The 8,036-nt window shown below is 71.7% G+C and carries 8 protein-coding genes and 1 pseudogene; 8 read left to right on the top strand and 1 reads right to left on the bottom strand.

Annotation, left to right across the window (positions count from 1 at the left end; all coding sequences use genetic code 11):
- A pseudogene (locus ACJ73U_RS20145) lies at positions 1-539 on the bottom strand (PaaX family transcriptional regulator); the annotation flags it as partial.
- Positions 540-590: 51 nt separating this feature from the next.
- Between ACJ73U_RS20145 and ACJ73U_RS20140 the strand changes: the two are divergent.
- The 8 genes from ACJ73U_RS20140 to ACJ73U_RS20105 form a co-directional block, all read left to right on the top strand.
- Entirely contained in the window at positions 591-1,418 is an 828-nt protein-coding gene (locus ACJ73U_RS20140; RefSeq protein ID WP_407779203.1) for an LLM class flavin-dependent oxidoreductase, read from the top strand.
- On the top strand, positions 1,418-3,487 hold the full coding sequence (locus ACJ73U_RS20135; RefSeq protein ID WP_407779202.1) for an FAD-dependent monooxygenase: 2,070 nt from the start codon (positions 1,418-1,420) through the stop codon (positions 3,485-3,487). The genes ACJ73U_RS20140 and ACJ73U_RS20135 overlap by 1 nt, the downstream gene beginning before the upstream one ends.
- Complete coding sequence (locus ACJ73U_RS20130) at positions 3,484-4,221, top strand: creatininase family protein (RefSeq protein WP_407779201.1); 738 nt, start codon at positions 3,484-3,486, stop codon at positions 4,219-4,221. The genes ACJ73U_RS20135 and ACJ73U_RS20130 overlap by 4 nt, the downstream gene beginning before the upstream one ends.
- Positions 4,222-5,742, top strand: coding sequence for a benzoate-CoA ligase family protein (locus tag ACJ73U_RS20125; RefSeq protein ID WP_407779200.1), 1,521 nt, complete (start codon positions 4,222-4,224; stop codon positions 5,740-5,742). It begins immediately after the preceding gene.
- Complete coding sequence (locus ACJ73U_RS20120) at positions 5,739-6,431, top strand: SDR family NAD(P)-dependent oxidoreductase (RefSeq protein WP_407779199.1); 693 nt, start codon at positions 5,739-5,741, stop codon at positions 6,429-6,431. Before ACJ73U_RS20125 ends, ACJ73U_RS20120 begins: the two co-directional genes overlap by 4 nt.
- Entirely contained in the window at positions 6,428-7,255 is an 828-nt protein-coding gene (locus ACJ73U_RS20115; RefSeq protein ID WP_407779198.1) for an enoyl-CoA hydratase family protein, read from the top strand. Before ACJ73U_RS20120 ends, ACJ73U_RS20115 begins: the two co-directional genes overlap by 4 nt.
- Positions 7,252-7,656: a RidA family protein gene (locus ACJ73U_RS20110; RefSeq protein WP_407779197.1), complete on the top strand. Its 405-nt coding sequence runs from the start codon at positions 7,252-7,254 to the stop codon at positions 7,654-7,656. The genes ACJ73U_RS20115 and ACJ73U_RS20110 overlap by 4 nt, the downstream gene beginning before the upstream one ends.
- Positions 7,653-8,036, top strand: a 384-nt coding sequence (locus tag ACJ73U_RS20105) for an acyl-CoA dehydrogenase family protein (RefSeq protein ID WP_407779196.1), incomplete at its 3' end; no start/stop codon positions are given. The genes ACJ73U_RS20110 and ACJ73U_RS20105, both read left to right, overlap by 4 nt.

Genomic DNA, 8,036 nt, shown 5'->3' with positions numbered 1-8,036 from the left:
GCGACGAACGCGCCGAAGTCGACGGCGGTCGCGGGGCGGCCCAGCATGACGCCGGCGTGCTCGGCGACGTCGAGCTCCTTGAGCAGCGCGGCCAGTTCCTGCTCGCGGTCGTGCGGCGCGAGCCAGGTGCCGTCCTGCACGGAGCCGAAGCCCAGGAACCGCAGCCGGCTGACGAGGTGGGTGCGGGCGAGCCTGCGCTCCTCGGGGATCGAGTGCCACAGCACGGTCCACGTGGTCTCGCGGCGGGGCTTCTCGCCGAGGGTGAAGATCCGTTGGTCGCCCTCGGCGAGGACGGTACGGGTGCGTGGCGTGAGGACGTAGTGCACGTGCCGGCCGTTCCTGCTGCGGGCCAGCAGATCCCTGGCGACGAGCCGGTTCAGCGCGACGCGGGCGGCGCCCTGCGTGAAGCCGAACTCGCCGAGCAGCCGGACCAGACCACCGGACCAGACCGTGCCGTCGCGCGGACCGTGGTGCGCGCCGAGGAGCGTCAGCACCAGGTCCTGCGGCGCCGGTTCGAAACCGCGCAGCGGGTCGTCCATGCCTTCGAGCATAGTTGACGCCTCAGCGCGGTCAACCGTAATGTGTCGGGTGTGAAGGTCGGCGTCGGACTTCCGAACACGCTTCCGGGCATCTCGGGCGAGGTGCTCGTCGAGTGGGCGCGGCGCGCCGACGCCGGGCCGTTCGGCACGCTCGGCGTCCTCGACCGGCTCGTGTACGACAGCATCGAGCCGTTCGCGGCGCTGTCGGCCGCCGCGGCCGTCACCTCCCGTGCGCGGCTGGCCACGAACATCGCGATCGGTCCACTCCGCTCCCCCGCCATGCTCGCCAAGCACGCGCTGTCCGTCGACGCGCTGTCCGACGGGCGGTTCGCGCTCGGGGTGGGCGTGGGTGCTCGGCGGGACGACTACGAGGCGGCGGGCGTCGCCCACGGCAGGCGTGGCGCGGTGCTGTCGGAACAGCTCGCGTACCTGCGCGGCACGCTCGACGGGTCGGGCATCGGGCCCGCACGGGCGCCGATCGAGCTGCTGGTCGGCGGCGCGAGCGGCGCGGCACTGACCCGCATGGCCCGCTACGGCGACGGCTACGCGCACGGCGGTGGACCGCCCCGGGCGTTCGGCTCGGCGGCCACCCGCGCCCGTGCGGCGTGGCGGGACCTGGAACGTCCCGGCGAGCCCAAGCTGTGGGGCCAGGGGTACTTCGCGTTCGGCGACCCGGACCGCGGCAGTGCGTACCTCCTCGACTACTACGCGTTCACCGGGCCGTTCGCGGAGAAGATCGCCGCCGGCAACCTCACGTCCGCACGCGCGGTGCGGGACTTCGTGCGTGGTTACGAGGCGGAGGGCTGCGACGAACTGATCCTCTACCCGACGGTCGCCTCCCTCGACGACCTCGACCGGCTGGCCGAGGCGGTGTCCTGATGCGCGTCTCGATCGTCGGCGGCGGTCCGTCGGGGCTGTACCTGGCGATCCTGCTGCGCAAGACCGGGCACGAGGTCTCGGTGGTGGAACGCAACGCGCCGGACGCGACGTTCGGCTGGGGCGTGGTGTTCTCCGAGGAGACCCTGGGCGCGCTGCGGGACGCCGACTACCCCACCTACCTCGAGATCACGGACTCCTTCGCCCGCTGGACGTCCATCGACATCAACTACCGCGGGCGGGTGCTGCGGTCGTCGGGGCACACGTTCTCCGCGATCCGGCGCACGCACCTGCTGGCGATCCTCCAGCGGCGGGCCCGGTCGCTCGGCGCGTCGCTGACCTTCCGGCAGGAAGTCTCACCCTCTGATGTGGACGGCGAGCTCGTGGTGGCGGCCGACGGCGCGAACAGCATCCTGCGCAGGCAGTTCGACTTCGGCAGCTCGTCCGTTCCGCAGGGCTGCAAGTACGTGTGGTTCGGCACCGACCTCGTGCTCGACGCGTTCACGTTCGTGTTCAAGGAGACCGAGCACGGGCTGTTCCAGGTGCACGCCTACCCGTTCGACGAGCACACGAGCACGTGGATCGTGGAGACGACCGAGCGGACCTGGCGACGCGCGGGCCTCGACACCATGTCCGAAGAGGACAGCATGGCGTTCTGCCAGTCGTTGTTCGCGGCCGAGCTGGGCGACCGCCGGCTGATGTCGAACAAGTCGGTCTGGCTGGACTTCCCGCTGGTGCGCAACGAGCACTGGCACCACGGCAACGTCGTGCTGATCGGCGACGCGGCCCACACGGCGCACTTCTCGATCGGGTCGGGCACGAAGCTCGCGATGGAGGACGCGATCGCACTGGCCAACGCGCTGGAGCGGTACCCGTCCGCAGTGGAGCCGGCACTGGTCGACTACGAGCTGGAACGGCAGCCGGTCGTCGAGCGGTTCCAGCAGGCCGCTGGCGACAGCGCCGCCTACTTCGGCCGCGTGGCCAACTACCTCGGCCTCGCGCCCATCCAGTTCGCGGCGAACCTGCTGACCCGCAGCGGCCGGATCAGCCACGCGAACCTCATGCAGCGCGACCCGAAGTTCGTGCGGGTGCTGGACTCGTGGTTCGCGGCGTCGGCCACCGGCACGCCGCTCGTGCCGGGCGCGGTGGCACCGCCGCCGATGTTCGCGCCCTTCACCGTCGGCGGTGTGACAATGCGCAACCGGGTCGTGCGTTCGGTGTCCACACCGGACCTGCCCCAGGCCGCGCGGGCCGGTACCGGTCTGGTGCTGACCGGATTCGTCGCCGTCGCGGAGGACGGCCGGACGACACCCGACTGCCCCGTGCTGGACGACTCGTGGGCGCCGGTGGTGAAGGAGGTGCACGACACCGGCGCGCTCGTCGGCGTCCGTCTCGGGCACGCGGGCCGCCGCGGCGCGACCAGGGCCACCGGCGGCGCGGACGTGCCGCTGCGGGACGGGTGGCCGCTGCTGTCGGCGTCGCCGCTGCCGTACACGCCGTTCAGCGCGGTGCCGGCCGAGATGACGGAAGCCGACATGGCCCGCGTGCGGGACGCATTCGTGGCGGCTGCCGGTCGCGCCAGGGAGGCCGGCTTCGACGTGCTGGAGCTGGATCTGGCGGACGGTCACCTGCTGGCCAGCTTCCTCTCGCCGCTGACGAACAGGCGCGACGACGAGTACGGCACCGAACCGCTGCGGTTCCCCCTGTCCGTTGTGGACGTTGTGCGAGCCGCGTGGCCGGGGCTGCTCGTGGCCCGGCTGACGGTCACGGACTGGGCACGCGGCGGGCTTTCCGTCGACCAGGGCGTCGCACACGCCCGTGCGCTGGCTGACCACGGCGTGGACCTGGTCCACGTGCGGGCCGGACACACCACCGCGACGTCACGGCCCGAGTACCGGCGCGGCTACCTGACCACGCTGTCGGACCGGGTGCGCAACGAGGCGAACGTGCCGACGCTCGTCGGCGGTTACCTCACGACTCCCGACGAGGTGAACACGGTCGTGGCGGCCGGCCGGGCGGATCTCTGCCTGTTCGACCCGCCACCCACCCCACTCGAGGAGGTGGGCGCGTGACCGCCTTCGCGGACCTCACCTCACCCCAGCTGGCGGAAGTCCTCGCCGGCCCGCGCAAGCCGGTGCTGCTCCTGCCGGTCGGTGCCGTCGAGCCGCACGGCCCGCACGCGCCGCTGGGCACCGACGAGATCATCTCGGCCGGCATGTGCGCTCGGGCCGCCACTCGCCTGGCCGACGATCCGGACGTGCGGGTGCTCGTGCTGCCGGCGCTGAACTACGGCGTCACGCGTTTCGGCGCCGCGTTCCCCGGCGCGGTCTCGGTCAGCGAGCCCACGTTGCACGCGCTCGTCGTCGACGTGTGCGGATCCCTCACCGCGCAGGGGTTCTTGCGGATCGTCGTGGTCAACAACCACTTCGAGCCGGCGCACGTCGAGACGCTGCGCAGGGCAACGGCCGAGGCGGGGGTGGCGTACCTGGACCTGGTGCGGCGGCGCAACGCGGCTCGGCTGACGGACGAGTTCCGGTCCGGCGCCTGCCACGCCGGGCGGTACGAGACGTCACTCGTGCTCGCCGACCATCCGGCGCTGGTCGACACGCCGACCATGGCGACGCTGCCACCGGTACCCGTGAACTTGCTTTCCGCCATGGCGGAAGGCAAGGACGACTTCGTGGCCATGGGCATGGCGCGCGCGTACTGCGGCACCCCCGCGGCCGCGACGGCCGCGGAAGGACGGTCCACTTTCGACGTTCTCACGGACCTGTTGGTGGAGGCGGTCCGAGAGGTGGTGCGCTAGGTGTTCAACGTCGCCGACCACTTCGTGGACCGCAACCTGGAGCTGGGTCGCGGTGACCGGGTCGCGCTGTTCACCCCGCGGGGCGCCACCACCTACAGCGAGCTCGCCGCTCTGTGCAACAGGATCGGGAACGTGCTGCTCGGCCTCGGCGCGCGGCGCGGCGAGCGGGTGCTGCTGGCGCTGTCCGACGGGGTCGAGTTCGTCGCCACCTGGTACGCGGCGCAGAAGATCGGCGCGGTCACGGCCGAGGTCTACACGTTCCTGCAGCCCAAGGACTACCGCTACTTCCTGGACTACACCGGGGCGAACGTGGTCGTCGCCGACCCCGTCACCCTCGGTCAGCTCCGCGAGGCCGGCACCGAGGGCCGGCAGTTGCTGGTGGTCGGCGGGAACGACCTGCGGGACAACGAACACGACTTCGCGGCCCTCGTCGCGGAGGCGTCCGACGCCCTCGACCCGGCGCCGACCACCCGCGACGACATCGCGATCTGGAAGTTCACCACGGGCAGCACCGGTGCGCCGAAGGCCTGCGTGCACACCGCGGCGAGCCCGATCACCAGCCACGAGAGCTACGGGCTCGGCGTGCTCGGCATCAGCCAGGACGACATCGTGCTGCCGGTGCCGAAGCTGTTCTTCGGCTACGCGCGGGACCTGACCGCGCTGTACCCGTTCGGCGTCGGTGGTGCGGGGATCGCGTTCCCGGAACGGACCACCGCGGACCGCATCTTCGAGCTGATCGCCCGGTTCCGCCCCACGATCCTGGTGAACGTGCCGACGATGATGAGCGCGATGCTCGCCCACTCCGACGCGTCCACACAGGACCTCGGTTCGCTGCGGCTGTGCACGTCGGCGGGCGAGGCGCTGCCGGCCGAGCTGCACCGCAGGTGGGAGGAGACCTTCGGCGTCGAGGTGGTCGACGGCATCGGCTCGTCCGAGGCCTACCACATCTACATCTCGAACCGGCCCGGCGCCGCACGACAGGGCAGCTGCGGCCAGGTGGTGCCCGGCTACACGGCCCGAGTGGTGGACGACGACGGCGCCGAGGTGCCCGACGGTGAGGTCGGCACGCTGGAGGTGACCGGCGGAACCGTCGCGCTGGAGTACTTCGGCGACGAGGAGAAGTCGGCGGCGACGTACCGGGGCGACACCGTCCACACGGGAGACCTGTTCAGCCGCGACACAGACGGCTTCTTCTACTACCACGGCCGCGCCGACGACCTGCTGAAGTCAGGTGGGATCTGGGTGGCGCCGAGCGAGATCGAACACTGCCTCATCGGCCACGACGACGTGCTGGAGTGCGGTGTCGCGGGCTTCGAGGTGGATGGCCTGGTACGGCCGCGGGCCTACGTGGTGCCGCGCGAGGGCGTGGCGGGCTCTCCCGAGCTGGCGGCAGCGCTGCGCGAGTACGTCCGCGCGCGACTGGCCGGCCACAAGTGTCCACAGGAGATCGTCTTCGTGACCTCGTTGCCACGCACGACGAACGGCAAGTTGGACCGACGCGCGCTGCGGGCAATGGCATGAGCCGCCTGGTGGTCGTCACCGGCGGCACCCGCGGCATCGGTGCCGCCGTGGCCAAACGCTTCACCGACCTGGGCGACCGCGTGGTCGCGCTGGGCCGCGCCGACTGCGACGTCACCGACGAGGCCGCGGTGGCGGAGGTGTTCGGCTCGCTCGGCGAGGTGGACGTGCTGGTCAACAACGCGGGCATCTCGGCGAGCGCCCCGCTGGCGAAGACGAGCACCGCGGACTGGCGGTCCCAGCTGGACGTCAACGCAACCGGTGCGTTCCTGTGCACCAGGGCGGTGCTGCCGGGCATGATGGCGAGGGACGACGGCCGGATCGTGACGGTCGCGTCGACCGCGGGCAGGGCGGGCCAGGCCTACACGGCCGCCTACTCCGCGTCGAAGCACGCGGTGGTGGGCCTGACGCGCGCGGTGGCCGCGGAGGTCGCCGGCACGGGCGTGACGGCCAACGCGGTGTGCCCGACCTTCGTCCGCACGGACATGACGGCGAAGAACGTGCGGCGCATAGCCGAGATCACCGGGCGTTCCACTGAGGACAGTGAACGGGTGATCACCAGCCTGTCTCCCCTGGGGCGCCTGCTCGAGCCGGACGAGGTGGCGTTCGCGGTGGTGTTCCTGGCCGCGCGCGAGGCGGCGGCCGTCAACGGTCAGGCGATAGTGTTGGACGGAGGAGGAATCCAGGCATGAGCCCGTTCCGAGCGTCCGCCGGTTTCACCGAGGACTGGCGGCACTTCGACCTCGAGGTCGCCGACGGCGTCGCGACGATCACGCTGAACCGTCCGGACAAGCTGAACGCCCTGACGTTCGACGTCTACGCGGACCTGCGGGACCTGCTGACCGAGCTGCCGCACCGGGGTGACGCCCGGGTGGTCGTGCTCACGGGTGCGGGCCGGGGCTTCTGCTCGGGTGGCGACGTCGAGGAGATCATCGGCGAGCTGCAGAAGATGCAGGCGGCCCAGCTGCTCGAGTTCACGCGCATGACGGGTGCCGTGGTGAAGGCGCTCCGCGAGTGCCCGCTCCCGGTGATCGCGGCGGTGAACGGGGTGGCCGCGGGTGCGGGCTCGGTGATCGCGCTGGCGAGCGACTTCCGCCTGCTCGCCGAGTCGGCGTCGTTCGCGTTCCTGTTCACGAAGGTGGGTCTGGCGGGTGCGGACATGGGCTCGGCATACCTGCTGCCAAGGCTGGTCGGCCTGAGCCGGGCCACGGAGCTGCTGATGCTGGGCGACAAGCTGGACGCGCGGCGGGCCGAGACCATCGGCTTGGCCACGAAGATCGTGCCGGACGCGGATCTCAAGGCGGAAGCCGCGGCCCTGGCTGCCCGACTGTCGAGCGGCCCGGCGCTGGCGTACTCGACGACGAAGGTGCTGCTGACCCGCGAACTCGACATGGACCTGGGCAGCAGCATCGAACTCGAGGCGATGACCCAGGCACTGCTGATGAAGAGCGACGACCACGCGGAGTTCTACGCGGCCTGGTCAGCCGGCCGCAAGCCGCGGTGGACCGGCCGATGAGCGGCCACGAGATCGTCACCGCGCCCGGCCTGGCCGAGCCCGTCGGTTTCGCGCACGCGGTGGTCGCCGCGCCCGGCCGCACCATCCACCTCGGGGGCCAGACCGCCCAGGGCCGCGACGGCACGATCGTCGGCGAGACGATCGTCGAGCAGTTCGACGTGGCCGCCGGCAACGTCGTCGCCGCCCTCGCCGCGGCCGGCGCCACCCCGGACCACCTGGTGTCCCTCATCATCTACACCACCGCCGTCGGCGAGTACCGCCGGTCCCTGCGGGAGCTGGGACCGTTGTGGCGCAAGCACTTCGGCCGCCACTATCCCGCGGTCGCGCTCCTGGGCGTGGCCGAACTGTTCGACGAGGCCGCGAAGATCGAGCTGCTCGGCACGGCGGTGATCCCGGCATGACCTACACGCACCTGTCACCCGCGCACCAGGAGCTCCGCGACCACACCGAGAAGGTCGCGACCACGCTCCCGCCCATCGCCGAACGCGGCACGCCCGGCACGATCAACCGCCCGCTCCTGGCAGCGCTCGCCTCCCACGGACTGCTGGGCAGGCTGTTCCCCACGACCTCGGCGATGGACCTCTGCGTCATCCGCGAGGCCCTGGCCCGGCACTGCACCGAGGCCGAGACCGCGTTCGCGTTGCAGGGTCTCGGCGCCTACCCGATCCTGCTCGCCGGTCGGAAGTCCACAGTGGACGCGTGGCTGCCCCGCATCACCTCGGGAGAGGCCGCGGTGGGTTTCGCGCTCACCGAGCCGGGGGCGGGCTCCGACGCCGCGTCG

Origin of the sequence: Actinophytocola sp. (genome assembly GCF_045807065.1) — a bacterium.
In the GTDB taxonomy this organism is placed as follows: Bacteria; Actinomycetota; Actinomycetes; order Mycobacteriales; family Pseudonocardiaceae; genus Actinophytocola.
Note: the sequence above shows the minus strand (reverse complement) of the source record. Positions and strands in the feature narration are given on the sequence as shown.

What these genes read in the sequence shown, in the direction of transcription:
- ACJ73U_RS20115 (WP_407779198.1), top strand. Translation starts at nt 6,428, where the DNA reads ATGAGCCCGTTCCGAGCGTCCGCCGGTTTCACCGAGGACTGGCGGCAC.
- ACJ73U_RS20120 (WP_407779199.1), top strand. Translation starts at nt 5,739, where the DNA reads ATGAGCCGCCTGGTGGTCGTCACCGGCGGCACCCGCGGCATCGGTGCC.
- ACJ73U_RS20135 (WP_407779202.1), top strand. Translation starts at nt 1,418, where the DNA reads ATGCGCGTCTCGATCGTCGGCGGCGGTCCGTCGGGGCTGTACCTGGCG.
- ACJ73U_RS20110 (WP_407779197.1), top strand. Translation starts at nt 7,252, where the DNA reads ATGAGCGGCCACGAGATCGTCACCGCGCCCGGCCTGGCCGAGCCCGTC.